Below are 26800 nucleotides of genomic sequence, written 5' to 3' on the forward strand. Positions count from 1 at the left end.
TGACCTCAAATTACTGCGAGATCTCTTTTATTTTTCAAAGGAGGAAACAGGGGAGATGAAATTCCTACAAAGCCTAGAAAATCTCTGGACACCAGCAAATGCTATCGCTGCCTCTATTGGGCTGGCACTAACTCCGCTGTTCCGATATTTATATGGACCCGACCGTGTTGATATCTTGACTGTAATGCTTCTGTTTATCGCTGCAGACTGGGGAACAGGGATTGCAGCATCAAAGAAAGACGAAACCTACTCATCCGATTACGGGCTAAGGCGGATCCCACGGACACTTTTCATTATCGCTTTCCCTGCGTTCGCTAATCTGTTGGATCGGGTAATGGGCACGCCTGGCTTCCTGTTCTATGGCGTAACCTTCGGTTTAATCTATCACACCTGGAACAGTATGACGGCAAATGCTCATCGAGCTGGCTGGTACGTCCCGAAGTCAGTGATCGATTTTGTCAGCTCAGAGATCAAAGCAAAGGCTGATCGATCTATGAAACAGAAAGGGGAGGAGTAACGTGCAGATCATCGATATGCTCATATCCAACAAAACAGCTCGTCCTGGTACGAGGATCACCCCCAAAGGGCTTGTGATTCATTGGACTGCCAACGAGAACAAGGGTGCTAATGCCGCAGCCAACCGGAATTACTTCAACAACCCGACAACGGAAGCAAGCGCTCATTACTGTGTTGATAATAAACAGATCGTGCGATGCCTTCCAGAAAACGAAATGGGCTATCATGTCGGCGCGAAATCGTACAAGCCTGACGCGCTAAATAGACTGAGCACTTACCCGAATAACTGCACGATCGGCATCGAGATGTGCGTCAACTCAGATGGCGACTTCAAGAAGATGTACCAGAATACGCTCGAGCTTGCGACTGACATCTTGAAGCGGTACGAATGGGGCGTGGATCGCCTGTGGAGGCACTTTGATATTACCGGAAAGAACTGCCCGGCCTACTTTGTCGCTGACGATTTTGCACGTAAATACACCGGCCTGACAGCTACTCAAGCATGGGAAAAGTTCAAAGAAGATGTACAGTGTCTGCTCAAGGTTAATCCACAACCTGAGAATAAACCTGTGGAGAAGGTCTCTATCGTGATCAATGGCGTGCGTCTGCCAGCGCAAGGCTATCTCCAGGACAAGGTATCCCATTTGCCTGTTCGGTCCATATCAGAAGCGCTTGGAGTAGCACCTGTTTATCATATTGCTACCAAGCAAGTGACAGTCAATGGACATGACTTGACGGAAACCATCAAGGACGGTGTGTCGTATGCTCCTGCCCGAGAGGTGGCTGCAGCACTCGACTTGCAGGTGGAATGGGACCAGGAAAATAAAACAGTGAAGCTATCGAAAGGATGTTTCTGCAGATGATACTGGAGCAAATGATATGGTTTGTTCAGGAGTGGGGCGCGTTTTTCGCTCTGCTCCTTTTTGTTGGTATGATCATGGCGGCCGACTTCTTCCCTCGCGTGTACGAATTCATGGCCCACATAGAGAGTAAGTATCCGCATATTGAAACCTATCTGTTCACGAAAGAACAGGAACTAATTGACCGATTTGAATTCCTTCCAGCAAGGATACGCAATGGATTTCACCTCATTGGTGGGAAGGCAACATGGGCTTGGTTGGTTACAAGAATGTATCGGTTTATGCGTGAGAGGACTATACGAACACTCGGAGACGAAAATAAGCAAGTGTGATATCCCTCGCCCTGTCTGGAGGAGTACTCTGGATGGGGTCTTTCAGTTTGGAGGACAAATGAATTTAGAAAGCGTTCACTTCCGTTTACCACAAAATACCATCAAATTACTAAATTTACCATTCTATCATAAGTTGCATATAAAATAATAGAGTTTACAAATACCAAATTTTACATGTAAAATACCTCCATATTCCTAATAAATTGAATTAATGGAATTTAATTTAATTTATTAGCAAAAAAATAGGAGGTAACTAATGTTTAAGAAGAGTCTTGCTTTGTTCTTAGCTTTGAGTGTTTTGCTTAGTATGTTTTCTGCTGTTGGGTTCGCAAAGGAAGTACAGAACCCTGTAATGCAAAAAATGGGCGCAGGAGAATGGGAGGACCTAGGAAAAGGTATTAGGGTTCGATTGGATGCACCTACGTCTCATGGGGAAGCAAAATGGCATGTTCATGTTTACGATGGCAATAAAGAGATAGCTGCAGAGTCATGCGATGGAACTAAGAGCCATGGACAAAAATTGGATGATTGCCTATCAAAAAAATTAGCTAAGCAAGTACGGGAAGGAAAACTGTACAAAGAAGGAGCAAAAAAACAGAAAAAACTTGAAGAAGCTAAACAACAAATTGTTAAGAAAAAACTAAACCTTTATAATTCAAGTGATCTTTATATTGCTGCAGGAATCGTTGCAGGAGCATTAGGATATGAAATCTGGTCTTTGCGAAGTGGAAAGTGGCTAGACTTTATTTTGGCCATATAAAGGAACTATAACTGTTCCAGAAAAATAAGGAGGATATATGAAGGATACTCTTAGGCTTACCCGAGAGCTAAAATTAAGAGATGTAGAATTTTTTCTAATTAGAAAGGGTTACAACGGCGAGAAGGTATGCCACATGCTTTTTTTAGATTTTAAGCGTCCAAGTGTTTTGCAAGATTTTCCGTTTTTGATCGGGATTGATGAGGATGAAGAAGAGTTCGGGAGATCTAACTTTATCAAAGTAATAATTATTTCTGAGGCAGAGCTTGATACAGAAGTAAAAGAGGAACTTCATATCATCGCTTCGGGTTTCCTGGAAAACAAAATGGATTGTCACTGGATAATAGAGTATGAAATTGCGAATATCGACCCAAGAGATGTTGGTTTGGGGCAGAATATCCTCCCAGCAATTCTCCCAATAATGAAAAAGCACAATTTCCCTTATCATTTAACTGACATTTCGAATGACAAATTTAACTTCTTATCGCAAGAGTAATAATCAGGGCTCCACCTAAAAGTGGGGCTTTTTTATTTGCATGTTCGCTAGTTGTTCGCATATAATACGAACATAAGTTCTGTTCGGAGGCGAAAAACATGATAAAGGAACTACAGCGAGCTATTTCCCAGCACCAACATATTCAGATTATCTATCTCGGTGGCGACGGCAATACATCACAGCGTATCCTGCGACCGGTGGAGATCGCTGGTGACCGATTAAAAGCGTACTGTCTTACCCGGCGAGCTCCACGTGTCTTTAACATCGAAAACATCCTTGCAATCCAGCCGGTGGTGATCCGGAGTGCTGTCTGACATCGAGCGCAAGGTGCTCCGAGTCATTGCCAATTACTCAGCTGGTCGACGTAGAACCCCAACAGTAGACGAATTGTGCATCAAGACTGGGCGCAGCAGAGGCGGCATCATGACTGTGTTAGAGGTACTTGCAAAAGAGGAGTACATCGAGTGGCAACGCTCTAATCCGGATCAAGTGGTAGTCTTGGAAGCATGGGAGAGGAAGGGACCTGACAGATGGGGAGCAAAGTAGAGAACGTATTTGCTGCAAGTCGATGGGTATTGCCGGAACAAAGAGAACTGTATCTGCAGATAAAAGAAGACGAGAAGCTAGTCCCAATGCCTGTGATTGAGCAAGACGAGTTGGAGGCGTTCCAATACTTGATCCGAGATTCGGCACGAGAGGATTATGCTATTACGCTAACCTGGTGGCAGTCGGTCAAAGGCGATCTCGGTACTACCAGCAACATGTGGGGTATCGTAAAGTGGCTAGACCAAAACGGGCGACGGCTCAAGCTGGTAAACGATGAGGAAAGCCATTGGATCTCCTTGGATAAGATCACAGCTGTAAAAGGTTAAACTGCAAAGGGGGAAAATGACGTGGCAAAGACAACACCCAAACGACCAACACGTGATGAGTTTGAACTTGAGGAATTAGGCAATCAGCTGGTCGAAGCAAAGGAAGATGGAGACGAAAGGACTCTATCGGTCTGGGGAGAAGCTGAGAAGGTCCGTGGACGGATAACAGTTCTAGACTCGCGTACGAGACTCGTTCACGTTGAAAAAGAAGGAGTAACAAGGAAAATTCCTTTCCTAGATATCATGAAGGTGAGCTGCGAATAAATTTGCCACCCACTTAAGGGTGGCTTTCATAGTTTTGAGTCCGAGAACATGCATTATGTTAAGTCTTTGAAAATGCTGATAATCCTCTTAGATTATTCTTTTTTATTTTGTGGTAAAATTTTCCCTGAGAAATGGATGTCTAAATACCTAGGAGGAAAAAGCATGGCAATATGTTTATTTAAGTATGTAACTCATAATAATCTTCCATTGGACAGTGGTGAAGGTTTTTATGTAAATTTTGATGGACATATAGCTTTAGTTAGATGTGAAAGTCGAATAGGAGAAAAGTTGTTTTCTTATCGAGACAATCAGTACGACTGGTTAACGAATAGTAAATTTACAGAACTAACAGCTAATGCTATGAATAAACAAGGTCATGAATGGATTTCTTTAAAAGTGAAGTACAAGGAGGATGAAGATTATTTTTCCGGAGGCACAATTGAACCTTGTCGGTATACTTTAGTTGAAGTGGCCCTAAGCATTACTTCAGGAACGTCTTTGAAAAATGCGGATTATTTAGAAAAGATTAAAGAACGAAGTAATGATGTATTAAATTATTTTCTAAATATGTATCGATTAGTTTCAAATGAGATTGATGTACAATTGCTAGACATTAGACAGCCTCAAATAATCGAAATATGGGTTTCAGAAGATGGTAATATTGATCCTAATATAGAAAATGTTATGACAACTTTTACGCCTTTTCAACAGACGGTAATATGGGATGATCCTTTCAAGAAGGGATATGCAAAGGAACAGCTTTCAACTGAAAAAAAGAATCAGCTAATGGAGTCTTTAATAAATGGTAAACCCATTGCTCTTTATGAGAATTTATTAATGCAAGCACTCGATCAAGGTATGATTAAGAATAACTATGATATTTCTGTGATTTTGGGTGAAACAGCTTTTGAAGTATTTATGAAAGAGTTTCTGATAGAGAATTGTGAACGCCTTAATATTACTGAATTGAATGTTGGAAAAGGGAAAAGTAATTTAGTTAAAAAACCTTATTTAGATGCGATAAATGAAGCATCAATTAGTGAACTAATTAAGAGACATTTAACAGATGTTGTAGGTAAGAATATTGCTGGTGGAAAAGAGTATAATTCCTGGTACAGTGACGCCTATGAATTACGTAATGAAATAATTCATAAAGGCAGGATGGATGTAAGTGAGGAAAAAGCAAAGAATGCATTTACTTCAATTGTTAACTTAATAAATAAGATTAAAAGCCTAGTAAGTTTAGGAATAAATTGCTGATAATATGGAATGATTATAGGGATTACTTTTAAATAGTTACTGCAATTATCGAGCTTATTGCTTGCAAAATAAAATAAAAACTACGAGTTTTCTGCCGTATAATATAGCATTTCTTAGAGTGTCTCGATAAGTGCTATTAACGCTAAGACTATGGAGATCAAATTCGGAGCTCCATTTAACCCAGGTAATACTGGTACCGGCGCTTTGAATCCTGCTAACTACACAATTGATGGAAAACCACTTGGAGCTAACGGTGGAGCAGGTTATGACTTCTCTACAGTTACTTTGAAAAAGTCTGCTGATAACAAAACAGTAACAGTTAACTTCGGAGCTAACTTCTCTTTGACAAATGATACTTCCTACGCATTGGTAGTAAGTGGACTCAAAGGACAAGATTTGGTAACTGACGTACCTAAATATACTCAAGTACTGAACTTTGTTGACTCTGACAGACCAACAGTTACTGAAGTATCCTATGTTGACAATGTAACAGCTAAAGTTGCTTTTAGTGAGACATTGGCTTCTAAAGGAACTGTAACCATCTATGATGATAAAAATGAAGATGTAACAGCAAACTTTAGTGTCGGTAATCTGTCTGCTGATGGTAAGAGCTTTACTATTGGAATGACAAACCCAGCTGTGTTGAATGGTGTTAACTACAAAGTAGAAGTTATCGGTGCAAGTGATCTGGCTGGTAACCTGTTGAGCCCTAACCCATACACAACAACAATTAAAAAGTCTATTGTAGAGACAGTACCTCCAACTGTAACAGCTATTCAAGCAGTAGATAGCGACACAGTTAAGGTAACTTACTCTGAGAAAGTATCCAATCCAGGAAGCCTTGCAATCAACGCAACAGCAGCTTTCGCTATTGATACTGACGCTAAAACAGGAAACGCTACTGTTGACGCTTCTGGTTTGGTGTATACAGTAGATCTGGATGCTGCAAATGCGGCTGCAGTTGCTGCCGATGGAGTGTATACAGTAACTGTAACAAATATCATTGATACGAACGGTAATGTTCAAGCTACTCAGTCCAAAGCTGTTGCATTTACAGCTGATATCACTGGACCTGCTTTTACTGAAAGCAAAGTAGTTGACATTGCGGGTACTAAATATCTGGTGCTTTCGTTCAATGAATCTGCTGCAGTAGCTAGCTTCATCGATACCGCTGCTGACCTTGTAGGTACTGTTGTTGATGGAGATGGAGTAGAAGCGGCAGCTACTATTGACGCGTCAACTGCGGGTAAACTCACTGTTTACAATCCAGAAGGAAAATCCACAGTAAGTGCTGTGAAGATTGATCTGACTGGTGTAGCAAATGGAACTTACACAGTAGACATTCCAGCTGATCTTGTTCAAGACAGCTTGGGTAACGGTAACCTTGCAAAAGAAATTTCCTTTACCGTAGGCTCTACTACTGGGGATGGAACAAAGCCAACTGTTAACACAGTGAACTTCCAAACCGCTGATAATAACACTGTTGAAGTTATTTACAGCGAGGCTGTTGACAAAGCTACAGCCCTCGATGTAAACAATTACACTGTTGGTGGCGTAGCTGCTTTCGAAAAAGCAGTATTCAGCCCTGATAACACAACTGTTAAGTTGACACTCAAGGATGGTGCGGTTAAAACATCCGGAGATCAACTCTTCACCATCCAAAACGTAAAAGACTTGGCAGGAAACGTTATTAAAACTGCTAACTCCACAGTAAATGCAACTGAAAACGTAAAACCTGTTATTGCTAGCGCTGATTTGGTTGGTAAAAATACAATCAAAATCACATTTAGTGAAGCTGTAGTTGCTGCAAATGTGACTGCTGCTGACCTCGACGTATTGGTTGGATCTGTTAAAGAGGATGAGACTGGTGCATTTGCTGTTGCTCAAGTAGGCGTAGGTGCAAATGATAAAGAATTTACAATTACATTGGCAGATGACCTTTCTACAGCAGAATTGGCTAAAGAAATTAAAGTAAAAGCTGTTGTAGATGCTGGTAACGAAATCGTTGATGCTAATGGAAACAAAGTAGTATCGCACTCTGTTGTTGTTAACAAGTAATAAAAACCTTACTTCATAAGCTCAATCGAGCAAAAGAAGTAGAGAAAGGTCCTACCTCGAAAGAGGTGGGACTTTTCCTTTTGTCTGATCATCCTGCAATAAAGTTCCCCTTTCTTACACAGAAAAAAAGAGCCCTGTTTGGGCTCCTTTCCTCCATACTTCTGCAAGAACTCCGCCACAGCCTTATTCATGACATCCATCACTATGTAACCCGTATTGTTCACGAATCCGGTCAGTCTTTCCTAGAGCTGTGCTTGAATCTGTACCGTTTTTGTCGCCACAGGTCCTCTATACCATATACAGTTCTTTCGACTGATCTGTCACCGTAAACTCTAGTTTGTCTAGTCACTGCAAAACCCTACTCGTTCTCACTTCAAAAAGCTAAAGACCCATGATTGATAGTTAAATTTACATGCTGTTCAAGAAGAGTCTGCTCTGGTTCACTCATAATACTCACTAAAGAATATAAAGAATACAGTAAGAACACATCTTGCTGGTTTCGCCCCTGTTGCCCCACTCGCCACTGCTCAAATTTGAATTAGGGATGGAACGAGCGGGCGCATTTTGAAAAAAAGATATAAGGGTAAAGGAGTTATCCGTTCAATGTTATTCGAGAGGCTTTAGCGTAAAAATGTTATTATACTGGTATCTAAAAAGGTTCAGCATTTCGTTGGAAAATTATAAAATTAAGGAAGCATATTCCAAAGGAGACGTAAACAAATGTTTTCTGCATTCGTGAAACTGTTTCAAAGAAAAAAGGGAGACACGCCCACAGAAAGTTCGAAATCTCCCGCAAAGGAACAGAGTAGAAAGGCCGTCCGAAAGGGTGAACTAGGAGAATACAAGATCAATATACAGTTAGATCAGATGTCGAAAGAGTACAAACACCTTCATGATCTACTCATTCATAACGCAAGGGGGAAATCAGGGTACTCGCAAATTGATCATGTCCTTCTAACACCCTATGCGATTTTTGTGATTGAGACGAAAAACTATGCTGGGGAGATTAAGGGGGGAAGGGACGACAAACAGTGGAGTGTAAACAACAAATTCCAAATGTTGAATCCTTTTCACCAAAATTATGGTCACATTGAGTCATTACATAATGTGATCGGTACAAACAAAGACGACATCGTTTCCCTTATTTCTTTTACCAGACGTTGTACGTTCAGTGTAGATCCAGAGTTAAGAAAAATTGCGTCTCATGATCTGATTGTGTACGATATTGAACTTACAGAGTTTATCAACCGGAAAATCAATTATATCAAGCTGACTACCAATCAGATACGCTTTTCATCAGAGGATATTGAAAAGATGTACAGCGAGTTGCAGCGAGCTAACATCACAGATGTTAACATACGAAGTATGTTTATGGCAGACTAAAAATGTAGGTTATGGCAGTTAATTTATGCAGACCCGTAGGGGCTGCATAAATTAAAAAAACCACTTGCCAACGTCCCCTTCTCAAAATACACTCCCAGTTGGGCAAACTGACGACGGGAGGTATAAAGTTAGGAGATGTTAGCAGTGGCAGAAATTAATTATATCAGGCATGAGGCAAACAAAAAAGGACGAGCTTATAGCAAGATTGCAAAACAAATGAATCGGGATTCGAGGACGGTTCAGAAGTATGCAGAAATGGATGATTTCAATCTTCAAGAAAAGCCCAAGCAAATTCGAAAAGCAAGGGTCATGGAACCAGTAAAACCGATTCTTGATCAGTGGATCAAAGAGGACTTGAAAAAGAAAAAGAAGTTCCGAAGAACAGCACAACGCTTGTATACACAATTAGTGGAAGAACACCAATTTACAGGATCATCTCGCTCTGTCAGACAATATGTTTCTCAACGAAAACACCAGTTAGTAGAGACAAGTGATGCTGCGGCATTGCCATTGGAGACGAAACCTGGATCAGCACAGGTTGATTTCGGAGAAGCACCATTTAAATATCTGGGGGAAAGTGTTACCTTGCCATTTCTCGTTCTCTCATTTCCTCATAGCAATACGTTTTACTTCCAAGTTTTTCAGTCTCAGAACCGAGAATGTTTTCTGGAGGGGCTAAAACGTATCTTTCACTACATAGGTGGCGTACCTAAGGTGATTCGTTTTGATAACTTATCACCAGCGGTGAAAAGAATCATGCCGAACGGTCAGCGGGAGTTGACAGAGGAATTCCAAAACTTCGTTTTTCACTATGATTTTGAATACGAGTTTTGTAATCCCGGTAGTGGTAATGAAAAAGGTCATGTGGAGGCGATGGTAAAGTACATTCGCAACAACTTTCTTCTGCCAGAGCTACAGATACACAGTCTTGATCAGCTAAACGAAACCCTGTGGAAAAAAGCCGAGAAAGATCGGGAGCGACCTCATTATGTAAAAGAAACGATGCTTTCCGAATTATATTTGGCAGACAAGGAACACCTTCTTCAATTACCTGCCAAAGAATTTGATTGTATCCGATATGAACGAGTAAAAGCTGATAAATACGGATATATCCGAGTCGAAAATAAACTCTACTCAACGTCTCCTCGTTTTGCCAAATGTACGGTTTTGGCAAAGATCTTATTTGATCGAGTGGATATTTTAACGGAAGAATATGAGCTGATTGTGCAGCATGCTAGGCTGTATGGCAAAGAGCCAAAATCAGTGATTTGGCAGCCATATTTGACATTGATGGCAAAACGGCCAACTGCCATTAAATACACAAGTTTTTATGAACAATTGCCCATCGAATGGCAAACCTATCTCTCGAATTGTACAGTCCCAGAGAAGCAAGAAGCTCTCCAGCTGCTATCCGTCATTCTAAAGGACGATGATATGAAAATACCTACGCAAGCTTTGCAGCTTGCCTCCGAGAATGGCCACCCATCCGTTGATTCTATTAAGCAGATCTATTATCAACTCATCAATGGTCGTGGACAAAGGGATACCATTCAACCGAAAGGTTTTGTTCCTGCCGTTCCAACTGCCACTAGAGGATTAGCCCATTATAATGAATTTTTTAAAGGAACGGGAGGTCATCACTAGTGGAAGCATTGATAAAGGAATATGCAAAGCGTCTCAAGTTGAGTTGGGTTCGGCAACATTACCTGGAGATAGAAGCGAAAACAAATGAAGAGTACTTACTCAGAATCTTAGAAAGAGAGCTACAACAACGAGAAGAACGAAAAATCAATCTGCTTTTCAAGCAGTCTTCCCTGCCAAGAATAACAGGAAAGCCATTTGAATGGGGCCATATTCAGATGGGACAAGGTCTCACGCAGGACCATATTCTTCATGGTGGATTCATAGAGGAGAAAGAAAATTTGATCTTTTATGGCGGTGTGGGAACGGGAAAAACGTACTTATCAACTCTCATTGGCTTACATGCCATTCAGAAGCAGGGAAAAAAGATTAAGTTCTTCACTGTCGCTGGATTAGTCAATCGGCTGTTAGACGCTCACGAGACCGGCTCGTTGAGCCGATTCTTCAACCAGATTGAGAAGTTAGATCTGTTAATACTCGACGAGCTGGGGTATATTCCCTTACACAAACAGGGAGCAGAATTGCTTTTCCAGATTATCTCCATGTGCTACGAAAGAAAGAGCATTATTATCACGACCAATCTACAGTTTGGCCAATGGAATCATATATTTGGAGATCCTATTTTGACAGAGGCAGTAATCGATCGCTTGATTCATCACTCTCATTTGATCGTCTTTAATGGAGAAAGCCATCGGTATAAAGAATCGCTACTACACGGCAAATAATTTAGGGGTTGGCAAGTGGTGCATTTTTAATTGCCATTTGCTACATTTCTTACTTGCCAAAAACACTTATTCTTTGAGTTTATCATTCAAAGCAGGGAAAATGGCATATTTTCTTTACTTAAATAAAGTGTGCTTGCGCGTAACCACTCGCCTTCATTGTAAATCTCTTCAGTTACAAATCTGGTTCGATTCTAAGAGGGAACAATGTGGCCTAAGAAAAAACCACTCTGTGCGTAGAGTGGTTTTGTATTTAGGTATGGGTGATGTATTTGTACCATCCATGGTCTTTGATTTCGTTTACGGTTGGAAAAACGGATAGATCACGAGCGATCTCTGAGGTCTCACTACTCCCAATATCCTCTGGATGGTTAAATTATAATGAGCATTACCTGTTTTGTTTCGTAAACGCTACTCTGTATCATCATTATTACCAGTAGCGACCTCCAATTGCCATTGCATCAATTCTTTCATCCCTCCATCATCGGGTTCAGCCTTGTCCCAGTGGGTTCCATAAAACTTTTGAGCATCTAGTAAAATTCCAAACTCAGCCCATTTCATTACTCTCCATTACAGACTTGACGCTTTGGGGAGAATAGAATTTACTCACTTATGATAAGGCTCACCGTATCACTCTAAATACTAAACTTTAGTAGCCGCAGCGCATACTATTTTGCCTCATCTCTTATTTGCTTTCACGCATCACACCTAAGGTGAAATCTAAGAACCCCCATTTGGATACCCGTTTCTCTTATACATATTCCAATGCCTCAACCTCAGCTTGTACAATATTTGAACCCGCTAGCAAACCATCTAGTGTAGGTCTAAAAATAAAATCGAGACCAAGATTCTCATTTAACTCAAAAGATAACATACATAATTTTTTCCTGTCAGAAATATCGAGATGAGCCGCTTGCGGACTCCTAATAAAACCAAAGTAATAATTATATAGTTTCTTAATTCGTCCTTTAATAAATCCTTGGTATCGACCTTCGATTGAATAAATTTCTTTCCACGATTCAATTTCTTTATTCTTATTATCAGGAGTACTGAAAATCAGTTCCCATATTATATTTTCAATCTCAGGATTATCATGCTTAACATTTACAACTAACGAAATTCCTTTATGGTTAGTGTCATATGGGAAAAAAAGCCTTCCATTTGACAGAGCAATAACATCCTTGTCACCTTTTGTCTCGAAAGAGTTGCAATCCTTACAACAAGGAACTAAATTATAAAAATTTATAGAAGAAAAGGGGTATATTGATTTCGGTAGATAATGATCATACTGATCTCGTGTTATATCATGGGCATTTTTCAGTTCCCCGATTCCGCAAATCGGACAACGAGTAATGTCTACATTGGCATTACAAAACTGATCAAAATGATTTCTTAATGTAGATTTTATATTATCCCGAAAAGGATCGCCATCAAGAACTTGATTGTATAGATCCAGGAATAATCCCTTAAGAGTCTGATTAATTCCTGATGATGTTCCAATAAAGGATGTTGGTTTGTATTCACCACGGCAAATTTCTTCAATTTGATTGCTTTCGATGACTCTTTGACAGAACGTTTCACGATCAATGATTGACAATTTGACAACATATTCGTATATTATCTTAAATCTTGTTTTAAGTATTTTCCGATGACGATTCACAATTGGGAGAAAATCAGGTTCGAATAATTCGTCTCTAAACCCATTTGAATCTATTTCAATTTTTCGAAAAAAGGCAATAACATATTCATGAAGCTTAGAATGTACAGTATCAATATACTTATATGCCCTAATCATTTTTCTTAAGCTCGCTTTCTTTTGATATGAGATCTTTAAACAATAAGACTTTTTCAACAGAATCTCCAAGTACTCTAGATGCTTCTTTAGCTGCTTGAATATTATCTAAAGTTTCTAAAGGCAATTCACGTATTTCATTGATCTTTTTCTTTGAAAGCTCAGATATAGTATCTTCTTTACCAAATACGATATCAGAAATAATATTTATGGATGTACCAAAAGTATTAATTTCCGGTGATTTTGGTTGGCTCACCGTTCCATCAGAGTTCCTCTGGAAAATGTAAACATTCTCTTTTTTACAATCTGAAACGATATAGGGAGAATGTGTTGTAAGTATTATCTCTTGATCTCGTTCTTTATCTATAGATTCATTGGCAATACTTACAAATTTCGAACGCCAATCTGGGTTAAAATGGGTATCAGGTTCATCGAAGAGAAACAATGAACCTTTTGTGTCCATAAGTAAAAGACTACCAAAAACCTGCATTAGTTGATGTTCACCATCAGATAACTTTCGATAATGCAAACGTGAATTATTCTGTTTTATAAAAGTAATACCTGAAATTCGAAATACAAGATTGCTTGCTTCATTTTTCGGTAATTCATCGGAAAGATTTTCGTATGTCCCTGCTTTGGCAGATGCTACAGCTTTTCTAGTGTCTTGACTAATTAGTTCAGTATTAAGTAACTGAAAAAAATAAAATACTCTAAATAAATCATAGGCTGTCTTAAAGTAATAACGAAAAGCTTCCTTTGTAGATTTATTAACCCAATAAACAAGCTCAATTTCCAATAACTCATCACTTTTTGTTTCTTTTCTAAACTCATTTACAAATGTAGCGCAATTTTTTAGATTGTCTAGTGCGATATTTAACTCTGAGTGTAAAAAGTCATCTTCCTGCAATCTTTTCCTCAGCTTAAGAGTTATCACAAAATATTGCAGTTCTTTAATTTGCAATTCTTTTTTTATCATGCTTAAATCTATACCACCAAAGTCAGTAGCCTTACTACCTTCTGTAAAGGATGACATGTCATAATCATCTGCATCAAACAAAAAATTGCAAATAGATATAAACTTGTTAGAATCGTAGTTTAAGAAGAACATCCGATTCATGACTAGAGAATCGACTATTGTTTTATCTTGTAAATCTTCGAAGTAGTTAAAGTCTATTTTAATAAATGGATTACTCAACAACTCATTCATCCCTGATGAATATGCAACAATACGCGCAGGTAAAAGTCCCTGAATACGGTCATCTTTAGAATTTTTTAAAGTAAATTTCTTTTCACCGACAATAACTGCTACTTTAGAATATTCATTTGCTTGTTTTGTAATTTTGATAATAGGATTACTCTTAGTTTCACTTAAATACGAGTTAAGCTCATCCCATGGACTCCGAGAGGACATAACATATATGTTCGGCAATTCGTATTCGATTTCAAACCCAAAATCATTTTTAAACGTCTTCATTTTATTTTTTGAGATCTTTTGAAAACTCTCTAAGTAATAGAAAATTTCGGCCATCACTTCAAGTACATTAGATTTACCCGATCCATTTAATCCAACAAAACAAATCGGTGTAAAACCTGTTGAATTTCTCGATTTCTCAGTATTAAATAATACCTCATAGCCTGCAGGTAACCCTCTGAATGGAGTTAATATTTTCATTCGTTTAATTTTCATATTTACCTCTGAATGCTATCTGTTTTTCACTGTCACTCCTGCTAACCTGAGATGAAAGAATTTCAAATACCTGTTCAAAATCTCCATTACTTGATTCTAGCAAATCTATGAGTTGATCTTGGACTTCTTTTCTCATAGGGATTTTTTTATTAGGTAAAGTCCCTATTTCTTTCCAAAGTTCTTCAAAGCTAAAGATGCGTCCGGAATATTTCTTCACTAACTCTATTAAATCTTGTTCGGTAAACTCTACTCTAGTTTCCAAGCCCATATCATCCACCCCTGTCATTCCAATCTCTTCTACTTCCCATTCGTAGATCACCGGAACCTTACTCAAATCTATTTCTCCCTTAAATGCCCGTTGACTAAGTGAACCGTATAAATTTTCAAGTTCAGCAAGGCTTTGGGAGAATCTCTCTTTGAGAGAGTCTATTTTTTTTACTATTTTAGCGAAGTGTTCTTGTAGTGGGAGAGGAGGGAGACAACATTTAATATTTATGACATCTTTTATATTTACTCGTGGTGCTGCTCCCCCGCTTGCTAAATTATTAATACAACGTTGGAGCGAATTTGAATTTAACATCGCCCAGAAAAATTCACTTGTTGCAATGTTATTGTCAACATTAAATAGCATAATTCTTTGACCAAGACAAATATTCACGTTCTGTGGTACTCTGGCTGAATTCCCCAATCTACCCCCTTCTCTTGTAAATACAATATCATTATAGGACGGAATATGTCGTACATTACGTTGTTTGAAGGTAGCAACATCAACCTGTAAAGTTGAATTAAATTCTAAGTATCCTTTTTGAATGTCCGAAGATCGAATACAGTAGAAGCCTGTAAATATATTTGAGTATTTAGGCGTGTTGTGAGGACAGTCTATAACCTTATTACATAAATCCTTGATATAAACAGTTTCCCATCCCCTCTCATTTCTTAGTGGATCACCAAACATCTCCATGAAAGTGCTCTTCAAGAGCCCCTCTAATGCTTCAATGCTCTCTTTTCGCTTGGCAATCAGAGCTTCCACTCGGGTAAGAATGGTAGCGATGCGTATCTGATCATTTATTGAGGGGAGTGGGATTACACTATTTAGATAGTCATCTAATTTTAAGTTAATAATTCCAGTAGTCTTGTTTTGGAATGGGATTGTTTTCCTTGTTAAATGATTATAAAAAAGTACATAGAATAGATACTTAGGATAAATAATTGACTTATCTGGTCTTAAAACAGTGGCAAAGTTATTACATAAATAGGTTGAATCCCCTGGATTCTCAAAATAGACTACTCTACCCACCGGCTGTGTTGGACTACCTCCTGATTTTTCAATAATTACATCACCTGAAACAAGCTTTTTACGTTTAATCTTCTTAGGCTCAACCTGTCTTAAAACAACATTCGAGAAATCGATAACACCCAAATTTGTGAAATTAGCAGTTCGAATAACTTTTACACCGGAGTTATCTTTTGGCTTTAAACCCCATTCGCCAGCAATTTTATCGATTAAGACATTATTAATAGGAACATAATTCATCCTAACAACCCCTCAAGCTCAGCCAACTCTTTGTTGATCACTCTCTCCATATCCTTGAGATTAGCAAGGATCGCTTCTGGCTTCTCATACACAATCTCTTCAAACTCCTCTTCCTTATATCTACTTATAGAAAGATCATATTTCCCTTCGATAATCTCCTGCTTAGGTACAAAGAAGCACTTTGCTTTGCGATCTTTATCCTTATACGGATCCCGCTTCTTAAATTGCTTTATAATATCCTGTAGATCGCCATTTCCTTCAAGTTTTGTCCTTTTGTCGTCAAGACTGTAGCCGTCATTCTGCATATTATAGAACCAGATATTCTTGGTATTACCACCCTTGGTGAAGATCAATATGGCTGTACTTACCCCAGCATAGGGTTTAAATACACCGCTCGGCATAGTAATAACTGCTTTAAGCTCGCATTTCTCAACAAGTATTTTACGTGCATCTATGAATGCCTTACCGCTACTAAACAGGACACCCTGAGGCACAATTACGCCAGCAGTTCCACCCATCTTAAGCAGATTATATATATTCTCTATAAACAGCAATTCGGTTTTTGTTGTACTTAACTGTAGTGATTCATTAATATCGCCCTTATCAATACTCCCGGTGAATGGGGGATTCGCCATAATAATATGGTAGCTGTCACTCTCAGTAAATCCTTTACTTAAGGTATCTTTATAATCAATATTTGGATTATCTACACCATGCATCATTAGGTTCATGAGTCCTAAACGTACCATGGTCACATCAATATCAAAACCATACAGGCTGTTGTTCAGGATATCACTCTCTTCTTTTGTCAGTTGACTACTTACTGATCCGCGTAGAAAACCATCTTCATCGAGCTTAAGATCCTTTGAATCTTTCACAAGCTGGGTGACCAAATACTGATAAGCACCTAGAAGGAACCCCCCTGAACCACAGGCAGGATCAGCAACACGATCGCCGAATTGCGGTCCAACCAATTCAACAATTAGCTTAATAATATGCCTCGGGGTTCTAAACTGACCATTCTTACCAGCTGTGGAAATCTCAGAAAGGAGCATTTCGTAGACATCTCCCTGAATGTCCTGAAATGCCTGCCCCCCCTCAATAGCATCCTTCTCAATCAACTCAAATATTTCCTCAATAATAGACATTGCTTCTACTAGGAGAGCTGGCTTCGGGATTATAAAGACCGCATTCTTCATGTGGTAAGTGAAGGGCGATTCCTCCCCGTTCAGTGCTTTTAAGAAAGGGAACACATTTAATTGAATATGTTGTAACCGTTCTTCTGCTGGGAGATGTCTAAAATGACTCCAACGAAGAATCTCCTTTTCAACATAATTCCCTTCATTCTCATGCATTCCTATCGGTAACCATTTGCCCTCGAATTTTGAGGTGTAAGCTTCACCAGTGAGATCAGCTTCTGCCTTTCTTTTAATGTCAAGATCATCCAGACGCTTCATGAAGAGTAAGTAGGTTATCTGTTCAATGGCTGTAAGAGGATTAGATATTCCTCCGCTCCAAAACTTAATCCATAGTTGATCAATTTTACTCTTAAGTTCTTTATTATTTTGTAACAAGTTAATACGCCACCTTCGTTATTATTTCTAATATCTCGTTGATCTCGCCAGGGGTGAATAATCCGCGAATGCCCCTCGGGTGCAATATGGTGAAAGGCGGTTCAATCAAATTCTGCTTGTTTACGGTCTCTTTGTCTAATATACTCATTAAATAGATTTAAGAAATTCAATGTCTATAGCTAAGGATTGTGTGACTCGGAATAAACTCTTCGAGTACCTTGGAGACCGTATCCGGAAAACTCTCTAATACTTCAAGTCCCAGGACGTCCTGATGAACTAATGAACTTGGCTTTTGATTACGATGCAGATTCTTCTATTAATCTTCAATAATGTGTGGATGCACATACCTTTTCTTTTTAGCCTCAACAACAGCAAGTGGTTTCCCGTCTCTGCCAAGCAGAACAAGCCACTAAACTTATGACCTTCTTATAGCGTTCGCCTCTGTCACTCCATTCGGCGGGGGAAAACAATATCAAACTTTTTTAAATCATGGTTAAGATTGTTGATGTCCCAGCCCTCTACAAAGAGCTGTTCATCTATAAGTTCTTTTCGTGTTTCTACTTCTGTTTTCATCGGTTCCCCTTCCCTTCAATCTAGTTATCTAACCACTTATCACTTTTATGGTTGCCTCAATTCTAGAATTGTGATGTCTAAAACTTTCATCACAATCGCGTAGAATCTATTTTATCAAAACACTATAACTCCTACTATCCCATCAGCAATTTCAACTAATTATCCGTCACTTATGATACGGTTCCCCCCGACTAATCCGAAACGCCCGATAAACCTGCTCCAGCAGCACCAACCGCACCAGCTGATGCGGAAACGTCATCTTGGAAAACGACAGATGCGCATCGGCCCGCTTCAGCACCGCATCCGCCAGACCCAAAGATCCGCCAATCACAAACGCCACCTGACTGCGCCCGTGCAGCGCCAGCTTGTCCAGCTCGGCCGACAGCTTTTCGGACGACCACATTTGGCCTTCGATCGCCAGCGCGATGACATACTGGTCCTGTTTGATTTGCGCGAGGATGCGCTCGCCTTCCTTGCGTTTGACCTGCTCCATCTCCGCTGCGCTCATTTCTTCCGGTGCCTTTTCGTCGCTGACCTCGACGACCTGCAGCTTGCAGTAAGCGGAGAGGCGTTTGCTATACTCGTCGATGCCCTCTCGCAAATATTTTTCCTTCAGCTTCCCTACGGTAATGATCGAAATCTGCACGTGTCTACAATCCTTTCTCTTTCAAAAGCACGATCTGCGCGGGTGCTCCGCATACCCGGCAGCGCTTGTCCATCGTTTCGTCCTCGATCAGCTCTGCCCGATGTGTATCTGGCGCGGCCTCGAAATCGTTGACGTAATCATCCAGCTCCTCGTCAAAATGCTCCATGCAGGCAAACCGCACAGGGAAATCAGCAAGTAGCGCGACCTCTTTTCCCTCTATCTTTATGCTTTCCAGCTTTCTCTCCATCTTCTTTCCCCTTTTCCGTCCAGTAAATGCTATCGTCCTATATTCTACCCCAGTTCGGGGAGAAAACAAATTGCCACTCTCCCATCGATCAAGCGAGTCGACACGAGCCACCGGTACAAACGCGGTCGGCAAACGCAAAAAAAGAGCGCCGACTCTCATCGGCGCTTTCAATGAAGGGATCTATTGTAAAAATAGATAGAGGGGAACTAGGAACTACCTATATGCAAACGGGACAAACTGCATCCCGGAATTGCCTGTAAGAACGTTCAAGTGTTGCTTTTCAAAGGTTGCCGGAGTGCATGTTTACTCAGGCGTTTTCGTCAGTTTCACAGTCGCTGTTTTCTTGAAGCCATCACGGTAGTACGTCACTTGTACCGAATCGCCTGGCTTTTTGTTCAGCGTCAGGAATTTGCGCAGCTGGGCACCCGTATTGATGTCCTTATCGTCCAGTTTGACGATGACGTCGTATTGCTTCAAACCTGCCTCACCGGCTGGCGAGAATTTGCCCACCTCGTTCTGGATCACAACACCCGCCTGGACTTCATTCGGCAGATTCAGCGTTTCTTTCCAGTTGTAACGAGGCACATTCGTCAAGTCGAACGGTTGAACACCTAGATAGGCTCGCTCCAAATTACCTTTTTCCATCAACTCGCTGACGATGGCTTTGACATCGTTAATGGGGAGGGCAAAGCCCAGTCCTTCGACACCTTCTTTAGAGATTTTGAGCGTATTGATCCCGATGACCTGACCTTGGATATTGACCAGTGCGCCACCGCTGTTACCAGGGTTGATGGCTGCGTCTGTCTGCAGAACATCCAATTCCCAATCATCTTGACCGTCTTCGTTAAAGTCCATTGGCATCGAGCGTTCCAACGAACTGATAATCCCTTGTGTTACGGTACGGGAGAATTTCATACCCAGTGGGTTCCCGATCGCGATCGCAGGCTCACCTACTTGCAGGGTCGAGGAATCGCCCAGCTCTGCTACGGCGCTCACTTTTGATCCATCGATCTCCAGTACTGCCAGGTCCGCATACATATCGGCACCTAGAATCTTCGCTTCTACTTTTTCTCCAGTTGGCAGCGCGATTTCCAACTTCTGCGCCTGGTCGATTACGTGGTAGTTGGTGATGATATGGGCTTTTCCACCCTTTTTCTCAAAGATGACGCCGGAACCTTCGCCCTGTTCGACATCCTGCGTGCTGCTATTCATCCAGTTTGTTCTGGTGCGACCGATGTTGATGACACCGACGACTGCGTTTTCCACTTTCTTCACGGCGTCTACGGTTCCGGTTTCTACCTTTACAGAAACAGGGGTCGCAAACAGATTGGCTGTCGGGTTGCTCATTACATTCGATGCACCTGGCTTTACCATGTTGATGTAACCTGCATTGGAGAGAGTCGGCAACGCGAGCAGAACGACCATTCCCCCAATCACCGCAGAGGTTACCGACGTCATGATCAGACGTCCCACACCCGGCCCACGTCGATTTTTCCGCTCCACGTGAGTCAAATCATCATAAAATCCCATGATTCACACTCTCCTTCACTCTATTGTTACTAGGGTGGCAGATTTTTTGCACTCCTATACTTGGTTGGACAATTTGGAATGTTTACTGTCACTCATTCTTGCTTGGTTTCCTTTTGACATCCTCAGTATACGTTTCGTTTTCGGCAAAATCGCGTGAGAAATAAGGAAAGGTTGTGGAAACTGCAAAGGCCTTCGGAATATTTCACCGAAGGCCCGGATATGATAGATTAAAAGCTTTTGAAAGGGTTGATAGAACGTGAAAGAAGTGAATCTCATCGCGAAACTGGCTGATTTGCAAGAAGTAGACTACCACAACACGCTTGTCCTGCACGCCGTCATCGAGGTATTAGTCGCCAAGGGTCTGCTGACCAAAGACGAAATCGCCCACAAAATGAGCGAGCTGGACACGCAGCTCACCTTTCACGTCGATACGTACGCCAAGCTGACAGATGCGGTAAATAGTCGACAAATGCAAATCAAACCGCTCCTATAGGACCTCGAGCTTCGTCGGGCGATCCGGATAGGTGTCGCGCAGCTGGACATCGTCTCCTACCACCAAGCCCTTTTCTTCTAATATGTTCTTCACAGTCAGTCTCGCCAGATCGATCATGTTGTTCTCTTTGCTCAAATGCGCCAGGTACACGCGTTCTGCATTCCCGCCCAGACAGTCAAGCAGAGCATCTCCAGCAGACTCGTTGGACAAGTGTCCCACGTCGCTCAAAATACGCCGCTTGATGCTCCACGGGTACTGCGACATCCGCAGCAGCTCCACGTCGTGATTCGATTCAAACACATACGCGTCTGCCCCACGAATCGTCTCCTTGATCTTGTCGCTGACATAGCCCAAATCGGTAACGACACTGAGCTTTTTCGCCCCGTGGTAAAAGCAAAAGCCCATCGGCTCTGCTGCGTCATGCGAAATGCCAAAGGATTCAATCCCTAAATCTTCCAATTCTTGCTTTTCCCCAACAGAAAACAAGCGACGCTGCTCTTCCTTGATAGTTCCGATCTGTCCGTCCAGCTCGCCCCAAGTCTTGGCGTTGGCGTAGATCGGCAGGCCATAGCGACGTGCCATGACACCGACCCCTTTAATATGGTCGACGTGCTCATGAGTCACGAGTATCGCACTGAGATCAGCCGGATTGACCCCGATGGTCTGCAGCGCCGCTTCGGCTTGTTTGCCTGTAATCCCTACATCGATTAGCACGGAGACACGGTCAGTCGCCACATAGATGGCGTTGCCCGTGCTTCCGCTTGCCAGTACACTGAATCTCACCCAACATCCCTCTTCCCGTAGCTTCCCTCGCTGTCTGTCTCTCGCTTTCCATTCCGTTCATTCTACCGTTGTGTCACCATCGGTCTTTCCAAAGCTCCTGTAAACGCATTGACGAAATGCTGCTTGCCATCGTGAATGACCCGCCAAACAGGTGCCAAGGCCTGAATATCCGCGTCATAGGATCCGTAATAGCCCAAACTCACGCTCTCGATCCGTTCTCCTGGCAAAATGATCTGCTTATCCACCAGCGAACGCAATGCCGTGTAGCCTGAGATGACTTGCCGGCCGCCACCTTCCTGTTTTCGTATGTGGAAAAACGTCTGTCTATAGCCCAGGATCGAGCCGTTCTCCAAATACACCTCCAGAGGCGCAACGAAAACCGGCATCTTCTGATAGACCTGCCAGTAAAGCAGTCGTCCCTGATTGGACTGATACATATCAGCCGTATATTGCTCGCTGTACATCAAGCGAGGACCAATTTGCCGCAGCAGCTCGGTTGGCGTGATTTGTCCGCGTATTTGCAGCGGTGGGTTCAGCTTGGCAGCGAGCGACATTTTCTCCATCGTCGCTGTCAGACCAGGCATGTCTTGCAGGGACAGCGGATTGATCCCGATGTACTCCGCATTCAAATAGGACATCTCCGGCGTATCCTGAGGCACTTCTGTCATGAGAGCGATGTTCTGCTGCTTCAGGTACAGCTCCATATCCCATTTGTCCCCTTGCGCTACATCCTGGTTATTCCAAAAACTGATTCTCGTCACATACACCTGATAGCCAAGAAACAAATCGAGGAGAAGAAAGGCCCAGATCAGAATGGTCTTGGTTCTACTCCAATCCATGCACCTTTCCTCCTCCCTGATTGGCTTCTGCGGAAATGTACAGGTTTGCCTGATTCGCCATCTCCACGACCCAAACCGGCATCAGGTCTACATACCCTTCTCCAAATATGGTCTGGTAGGCCAGATACGCATTCGAAATCTGGTCGGTATCCGCGAGCTTCCTGTCACGAATCATTTGGTAAAGCTCTGGACCCGACATCACTTTCCACTCTTTGTTGGAAATGTACTTATCCAGGTTGATTAGAGAACGACTGAGTGTCACCACTTGCCCCGCCTCTGAGGTAATCTGGATCGTATCAATCGGTTTTTCATTGTTGCTAATCAGCGGATAGGATCCTACGTATTGGCGGAACGTGATCAGATCCTTCTCGTTGTAGCTCTTTTTCATACGTTCAAAATGGTACTCATCCAGCCATCCAAGATGCTTGTTGATGAAGGTCACGGCACCCTGTACCTTCTCTTCGTCAGACAGCTCTTGGGCTCTCTGCTGATAGGCAGGGTCGGTAAAGGTAAACGCCTGCTGCTCGGAACGCAGCTGTACCGATCGGCTCCCGTCCGTAAAAATGACGGTCTTGTCCCGCTCCATGATCTGTCTTACCAGCGAAGGATCGAGGAAATACGCTTCGATCAATCTTTCGTCGCTGATCGTCTCATAGCTGTAGCGGAATTGCTGCATGCGCACCTGATTTTTCGGGAGATAGTACATGTTCCATACCGGAAGCGCCCCTTCCAGTGAAGAATAGGTTCTCTCCGGCTTTACAATCTTCATGATCTGCTCGGGCATCTGATTGCCTGTCGCCAAATAAGAATCACGCAAATCCTTCGGGCTGATCGAAGTCCGCGCACGCATCATTTTTCCCTCTTCAGAAGACAGGAACAAAGCGTAGACGAGATCCTCATCCTTCTCATAGTACAGCCACAAACGATCGACGCCTTTAATCTGGCTATCGTACTCGTCCCGGAAAGTAACCAGGCGACCGACTATCGATAAAGGGATCGTACTTCTAAACCGTACCTCAATCCCAATCTTTTCCCGGGCAATTTCCCCCCATTTGTCATTGGAGAACATATACGGCGTGAAATCGAGGAATATCCACTTGGACATTTCCCTTACGATCATGCTGTACGGCCCATCCGTGGCGACCGCTTTGGTATGTCTGTCTTCCCCATAGTGAAATACGACGGACTCCGGTGTCACGAGCTGCATCAGCTGCTTTTCCTGTACTGGCTTGGATTCCGTGTATTGGGCAGGCTCGATAAACTGAAATTTTGGCTGGTTGCTCCACAACAACCCGGTCAGGCAAAAGCTCAACAGCACCAGCACATTGAGCAATACGGTCTTGGTAGGCTCCAGCCACCGTCTCAGCCACCTTTTCATACCGCCTTACCCCCTTGGGCAAATGGAACCCAGAACGTTACCGTCGTCCCCACATTCCATTCACTGGTGATCTCGATGTCCGCTCCATGCGCTTGCACCAATTCACGCGCAATCGCCAGTCCCAGACCCGTGCCGCCCTGTCCGCGTGAGCGCGCTTTATCAACCCGGTAAAACCTTTCGAAAATGCGTTTCAAATCGCGGCTCGGGATCCCGATCCCCGTATCTTCAATGGAGATGAGCACCCGCTTCTGATGATTGTTTACTTTTGCATGCAAGACCACTTTGCCCCCTTGGGGAGTGTACTTGATCGCATTGGATAGCAAATTGTCCAGTACCTGGTTGATCGCATCTGTATCAATGTATACCGCAGGCAGCTTGTCTGGCACGTCCAGATGAAGCTCTACCTCCTGCTGCTCGCCAAACATGGAAAAGCGATCCGCTGCATAGTGAAGCAACCGGTTGAGATCGGCTTCCTTGCAATGCAAACGCACCCCTTGGGAGTCAAAACGGGACAGCTGCAGCAAATCGTTGACCAGACGGATCATTCGCTCCGTTTCCGACATGGTCACTCGTAAAAAGCGATTGGACAAATCAGGCTCGTCCATCGCGCCATCCAGCAAGGCCTCTACATAGCTTTTGATCGTCGTTAGCGGCGTTCGCAGCTCATGGGATACATTCGCAACGAATTCCCTGCGCTGATGCTCCAAGCGTTGCTGCTCCGTCACGTCAGCGACCACGGCAATGATGCCGCCCTTTTTCCCACTGTCATGCTGCAGCGGTGTAAACGTCACACGCAAGATGACCTCATCCCGATTGGGCAGCATCATTTCGATAAACAAAGGCTCTTCCTGCTCATGCAGCGGCATTTCGTCCTCAGGAGGCAGCCCTAACAAGTCGTACAGGGTCCTTCCTTTGATCAACACCTCAGTCATGGTCACCTGCAGCATCTCTTCGGCAGCACGGTTGAACAAAATGATTCTGCCCTTCCGATCGGCAGCGATCACTCCGTCTGTCATGTTGCTCAAAATACCGGCGAGCTTTTCCCGCTCTTCCTCCTGCTGCAGGATCGCCTCCTGAAGACGTATGGTCATATGGTTAAAGGCCATACCTAGCTGACCGATCTCATCTCCACTATATACCCTCACATTGCGGTTGAAGTCTCCGTCCGCGACAGCTCGCGCCTGGCGAGTCATTTCCTTCACCGGTTTGGTAATGGTCCGTGCCAGCACGACTCCCAGACCAGCCGTGATGATCAGGGCAAACATCGTGCCTGTCGCCAAAATCCCGTTCATTTTACGAATCGTGGTATACGTGCCTTCCATCGAAGCGACCATATAAACCGCCCCGTACACAATCTGATCGCCTTTGACAGGGAGAACCAGCACTTTTACGCGCGCACCTGTACGCGGATCGATCCGCATAGACTCACTGCGAGTCCCCAGCAGTGCGACGGTGACTTCCGGCTGTGACGTCCGTTGGCCAATCGTGCTCTTGTCCTCTGTCGTACTGACGACGGTACCCGTTTGGTCGATTACCTGTACGTTGGCACCGTTGATCTTTACCAGGTTGTTAATCAGGTTGTCGATATCCTGTCGATATTGCTCCGGATTCTGTTCCTTTCCTTCTGTCGGCCGCAGATCCGCTTCCAACAGGCTCGCCAGCAGACTTGCCTGGCCGTTTAGCGACTCGGAAAACGTGTTGATGTAGTAGCTCTCGACTTCCCTGGCAAAGTAAGCTCCAATGAATTGCATCGCCAACAAAATGAGCAGCATGTAAATGACGACCATTTTCCATTGAACCGTTTTAAACAGCCGCCTCATCCAGGCGTTCCTCCCATGCCAGGGTTACGCAGTGTATAGCCCAAGCCCCGACGGGTGATGATGTATTTCGGCTGACTCGGATCATCCTCGATTTTTTCCCGTAAACGACGAATGGTCACATCGACAGTCCGCACATCGCCAAAATAATCAAATCCCCATACAGACTGAAGCAAATGCTCTCGTGTCAGTACCTGCCCCTGATGCTTTGCCAAATAGACCAGAAGCTCGAACTCCCGATGGGTCAAATCCAACTGCTCACCCGTTTTATCAACGGTGTATGAATGCAGGTCGATCTCCAGCTCGTGCACACGTAGTAGGTGCTGCTGGTCCTTTTCCTCATTCTTGGGCTGATGTCTGCGCAAATGAGCTTTGACCCGTGCCACCAGCTCGCGCGTGCTAAATGGCTTCGTGACGTAATCGTCCGCACCCAATTCCAGGCCTAGTACTTTATCCAGCTCCGAGTCCTTTGCTGTCAGCATGATGATCGGTACATCATGAGACTGACGAACAGCTCGGCAGACGTCCATACCATCCCTGCCTGGCAGCATCACATCCAGCAAAATCAGATCGGGCCTTTCATTTTGAACGACAACCAGTGCTTCATCACCATCATAGGCGCAAACCACTTGATAGCCTTCCTTTTCAAACGTAAACTTCAAAATATCTGCAATCGGTTTTTCATCGTCTACAACCAGGAGTTTTGCCATCTTGCTCCCTCCTTTTCTTCATAAAAAGATTCCACT

The 26800-nt window shown here is 42.9% G+C and carries 28 protein-coding genes; 15 read left to right on the forward strand and 13 right to left on the reverse strand.

Annotation, left to right across the window (positions count from 1 at the left end; genetic code table 11):
• The first annotated feature begins 55 nt into the window (after positions 1-55).
• The 14 genes from ACLIN2_RS29865 (at position 56) to istB (ending at position 11164) form a co-directional block, all read left to right on the forward strand.
• A complete protein-coding gene (locus tag ACLIN2_RS29865; RefSeq protein WP_301170440.1) occupies positions 56-517 on the forward strand; it encodes a phage holin family protein in 462 nt (153 codons plus the stop codon).
• Between the two features lies 1 nt (position 518).
• Positions 519-1379: an N-acetylmuramoyl-L-alanine amidase gene (locus ACLIN2_RS29870; RefSeq protein WP_301170441.1), complete on the forward strand. Its 861-nt coding sequence runs from the start codon at positions 519-521 to the stop codon at positions 1377-1379.
• Entirely contained in the window at positions 1376-1708 is a 333-nt protein-coding gene (locus ACLIN2_RS29875; RefSeq protein ID WP_301170442.1) for a hypothetical protein, read from the forward strand. The genes ACLIN2_RS29870 and ACLIN2_RS29875 overlap by 4 nt, the downstream gene beginning before the upstream one ends.
• Positions 1709-1964: 256 nt before the next feature.
• Positions 1965-2468, forward strand: a complete 504-nt coding sequence (locus ACLIN2_RS29880) for a hypothetical protein (protein ID WP_301170443.1) — start codon at positions 1965-1967, stop codon at positions 2466-2468.
• Positions 2469-2505: 37 nt separating this feature from the next.
• Positions 2506-2961: a hypothetical protein gene (locus ACLIN2_RS29885; RefSeq protein ID WP_411502957.1), complete on the forward strand. Its 456-nt coding sequence runs from the start codon at positions 2506-2508 to the stop codon at positions 2959-2961.
• 98 nt (positions 2962-3059) lie between these two features.
• Complete coding sequence (locus tag ACLIN2_RS29890; RefSeq protein ID WP_411502958.1) at positions 3060-3275, forward strand: WYL domain-containing protein; 216 nt, start codon at positions 3060-3062, stop codon at positions 3273-3275.
• On the forward strand, positions 3265-3507 hold the full coding sequence (locus ACLIN2_RS29895) for a hypothetical protein (RefSeq protein ID WP_411502959.1): 243 nt from the start codon (positions 3265-3267) through the stop codon (positions 3505-3507). Before ACLIN2_RS29890 ends, ACLIN2_RS29895 begins: the two co-directional genes overlap by 11 nt.
• Positions 3492-3833 carry a YolD-like family protein gene (locus ACLIN2_RS29900; protein ID WP_411502960.1) on the forward strand — a complete coding sequence of 114 codons (342 nt, stop codon included), beginning with the start codon at positions 3492-3494 and terminating at the stop codon, positions 3831-3833. Before ACLIN2_RS29895 ends, ACLIN2_RS29900 begins: the two co-directional genes overlap by 16 nt.
• Positions 3834-3854: 21 nt before the next feature.
• Complete coding sequence (locus ACLIN2_RS29905; RefSeq protein ID WP_411502961.1) at positions 3855-4097, forward strand: YolD-like family protein; 243 nt, start codon at positions 3855-3857, stop codon at positions 4095-4097.
• A gap of 162 nt (positions 4098-4259) precedes the next feature.
• Positions 4260-5357, forward strand: a complete 1098-nt coding sequence (locus ACLIN2_RS29910) for a hypothetical protein (RefSeq protein ID WP_411502962.1) — start codon at positions 4260-4262, stop codon at positions 5355-5357.
• Between the two features lie 150 nt (positions 5358-5507).
• Entirely contained in the window at positions 5508-7415 is a 1908-nt protein-coding gene (locus ACLIN2_RS29915; RefSeq protein WP_122922001.1) for a hypothetical protein, read from the forward strand.
• Positions 7416-8135: 720 nt separating this feature from the next.
• Complete coding sequence (locus ACLIN2_RS29920; RefSeq protein ID WP_411502963.1) at positions 8136-8798, forward strand: nuclease-related domain-containing protein; 663 nt, start codon at positions 8136-8138, stop codon at positions 8796-8798.
• Between the two features lie 135 nt (positions 8799-8933).
• On the forward strand, positions 8934-10442 hold the full coding sequence (gene istA, locus ACLIN2_RS29925; RefSeq protein WP_411502516.1) for an IS21 family transposase: 1509 nt from the start codon (positions 8934-8936) through the stop codon (positions 10440-10442).
• Positions 10442-11164, forward strand: coding sequence for an IS21-like element helper ATPase IstB (gene istB / locus ACLIN2_RS29930; RefSeq protein WP_411502515.1), 723 nt, complete (start codon positions 10442-10444; stop codon positions 11162-11164). Before istA ends, istB begins: the two co-directional genes overlap by 1 nt.
• A gap of 748 nt (positions 11165-11912) precedes the next feature.
• On the opposite strand, the gene ACLIN2_RS29935 is transcribed toward istB, so the two are convergent.
• The 8 genes from ACLIN2_RS29935 to ACLIN2_RS29970 all read right to left on the reverse strand — a co-directional run bounded on the left by ACLIN2_RS29935 (position 11913) and on the right by ACLIN2_RS29970 (position 20744).
• Positions 11913-13013, reverse strand: coding sequence for an HNH endonuclease (locus ACLIN2_RS29935; RefSeq protein ID WP_411502964.1), 1101 nt, complete (start codon positions 13011-13013; stop codon positions 11913-11915).
• Positions 12949-14640 carry a restriction system-associated AAA family ATPase gene (locus ACLIN2_RS29940; RefSeq protein ID WP_411502965.1) on the reverse strand — a complete coding sequence of 564 codons (1692 nt, stop codon included), beginning with the start codon at positions 14638-14640 and terminating at the stop codon, positions 12949-12951. Before ACLIN2_RS29940 ends, ACLIN2_RS29935 begins: the two co-directional genes overlap by 65 nt.
• Positions 14630-16174, reverse strand: coding sequence for a restriction endonuclease subunit S (locus tag ACLIN2_RS29945; protein ID WP_411502966.1), 1545 nt, complete (start codon positions 16172-16174; stop codon positions 14630-14632). Before ACLIN2_RS29945 ends, ACLIN2_RS29940 begins: the two co-directional genes overlap by 11 nt.
• On the reverse strand, positions 16171-17748 hold the full coding sequence (locus tag ACLIN2_RS29950; protein ID WP_411502967.1) for a type I restriction-modification system subunit M: 1578 nt from the start codon (positions 17746-17748) through the stop codon (positions 16171-16173). The genes ACLIN2_RS29945 and ACLIN2_RS29950 overlap by 4 nt, the downstream gene beginning before the upstream one ends.
• Positions 17749-18192: 444 nt before the next feature.
• Positions 18193-18321: a hypothetical protein gene (locus ACLIN2_RS29955; RefSeq protein WP_411502968.1), complete on the reverse strand. Its 129-nt coding sequence runs from the start codon at positions 18319-18321 to the stop codon at positions 18193-18195.
• A gap of 166 nt (positions 18322-18487) precedes the next feature.
• Positions 18488-18967 (reverse strand): 23S rRNA (pseudouridine(1915)-N(3))-methyltransferase RlmH, encoded by a 480-nt coding sequence (gene rlmH, locus ACLIN2_RS29960; protein WP_122926407.1) that lies wholly within the window; start codon positions 18965-18967, stop codon positions 18488-18490.
• A gap of 4 nt (positions 18968-18971) precedes the next feature.
• The gene (locus ACLIN2_RS29965; RefSeq protein WP_411502969.1) at positions 18972-19214 is read right to left on the reverse strand and encodes a CxxH/CxxC protein; all 243 of its coding nucleotides are present in this window, start codon (positions 19212-19214) and stop codon (positions 18972-18974) included.
• Positions 19215-19517: 303 nt separating this feature from the next.
• Positions 19518-20744 carry a S1C family serine protease gene (locus tag ACLIN2_RS29970; protein ID WP_411502970.1) on the reverse strand — a complete coding sequence of 409 codons (1227 nt, stop codon included), beginning with the start codon at positions 20742-20744 and terminating at the stop codon, positions 19518-19520.
• Positions 20745-21000: 256 nt separating this feature from the next.
• Here ACLIN2_RS29970 and ACLIN2_RS29975 point away from each other — a divergent pair, with 256 nt between their 5' ends.
• Positions 21001-21237, forward strand: a complete 237-nt coding sequence (locus ACLIN2_RS29975; RefSeq protein WP_092271210.1) for a hypothetical protein — start codon at positions 21001-21003, stop codon at positions 21235-21237.
• Here ACLIN2_RS29975 and ACLIN2_RS29980 read toward each other — a convergent pair.
• From ACLIN2_RS29980 to yycF, 5 genes are all read right to left on the reverse strand, one after another.
• Positions 21232-22020: an MBL fold metallo-hydrolase gene (locus ACLIN2_RS29980; protein WP_411502971.1), complete on the reverse strand. Its 789-nt coding sequence runs from the start codon at positions 22018-22020 to the stop codon at positions 21232-21234. The two genes, ACLIN2_RS29975 and ACLIN2_RS29980, sit on opposite strands and share 6 nt — an antisense overlap.
• A gap of 62 nt (positions 22021-22082) precedes the next feature.
• Positions 22083-22859 carry a two-component system regulatory protein YycI gene (locus ACLIN2_RS29985; protein ID WP_092271204.1) on the reverse strand — a complete coding sequence of 259 codons (777 nt, stop codon included), beginning with the start codon at positions 22857-22859 and terminating at the stop codon, positions 22083-22085.
• Positions 22846-24237, reverse strand: coding sequence for a YycH family regulatory protein (locus ACLIN2_RS29990; protein ID WP_246071108.1), 1392 nt, complete (start codon positions 24235-24237; stop codon positions 22846-22848). Before ACLIN2_RS29990 ends, ACLIN2_RS29985 begins: the two co-directional genes overlap by 14 nt.
• Positions 24234-26057, reverse strand: a complete 1824-nt coding sequence (gene walK, locus ACLIN2_RS29995; protein ID WP_092271201.1) for a cell wall metabolism sensor histidine kinase WalK — start codon at positions 26055-26057, stop codon at positions 24234-24236. Before walK ends, ACLIN2_RS29990 begins: the two co-directional genes overlap by 4 nt.
• Positions 26054-26764 carry a response regulator YycF gene (gene yycF / locus ACLIN2_RS30000; protein ID WP_092271198.1) on the reverse strand — a complete coding sequence of 237 codons (711 nt, stop codon included), beginning with the start codon at positions 26762-26764 and terminating at the stop codon, positions 26054-26056. The genes walK and yycF overlap by 4 nt, the downstream gene beginning before the upstream one ends.
• Positions 26765-26800 lie beyond the last annotated feature (36 nt).

It is taken from the genome of Brevibacillus centrosporus (assembly GCF_046622605.1).
Classification (GTDB): domain Bacteria; phylum Bacillota; class Bacilli; order Brevibacillales; family Brevibacillaceae; genus Brevibacillus; species Brevibacillus centrosporus.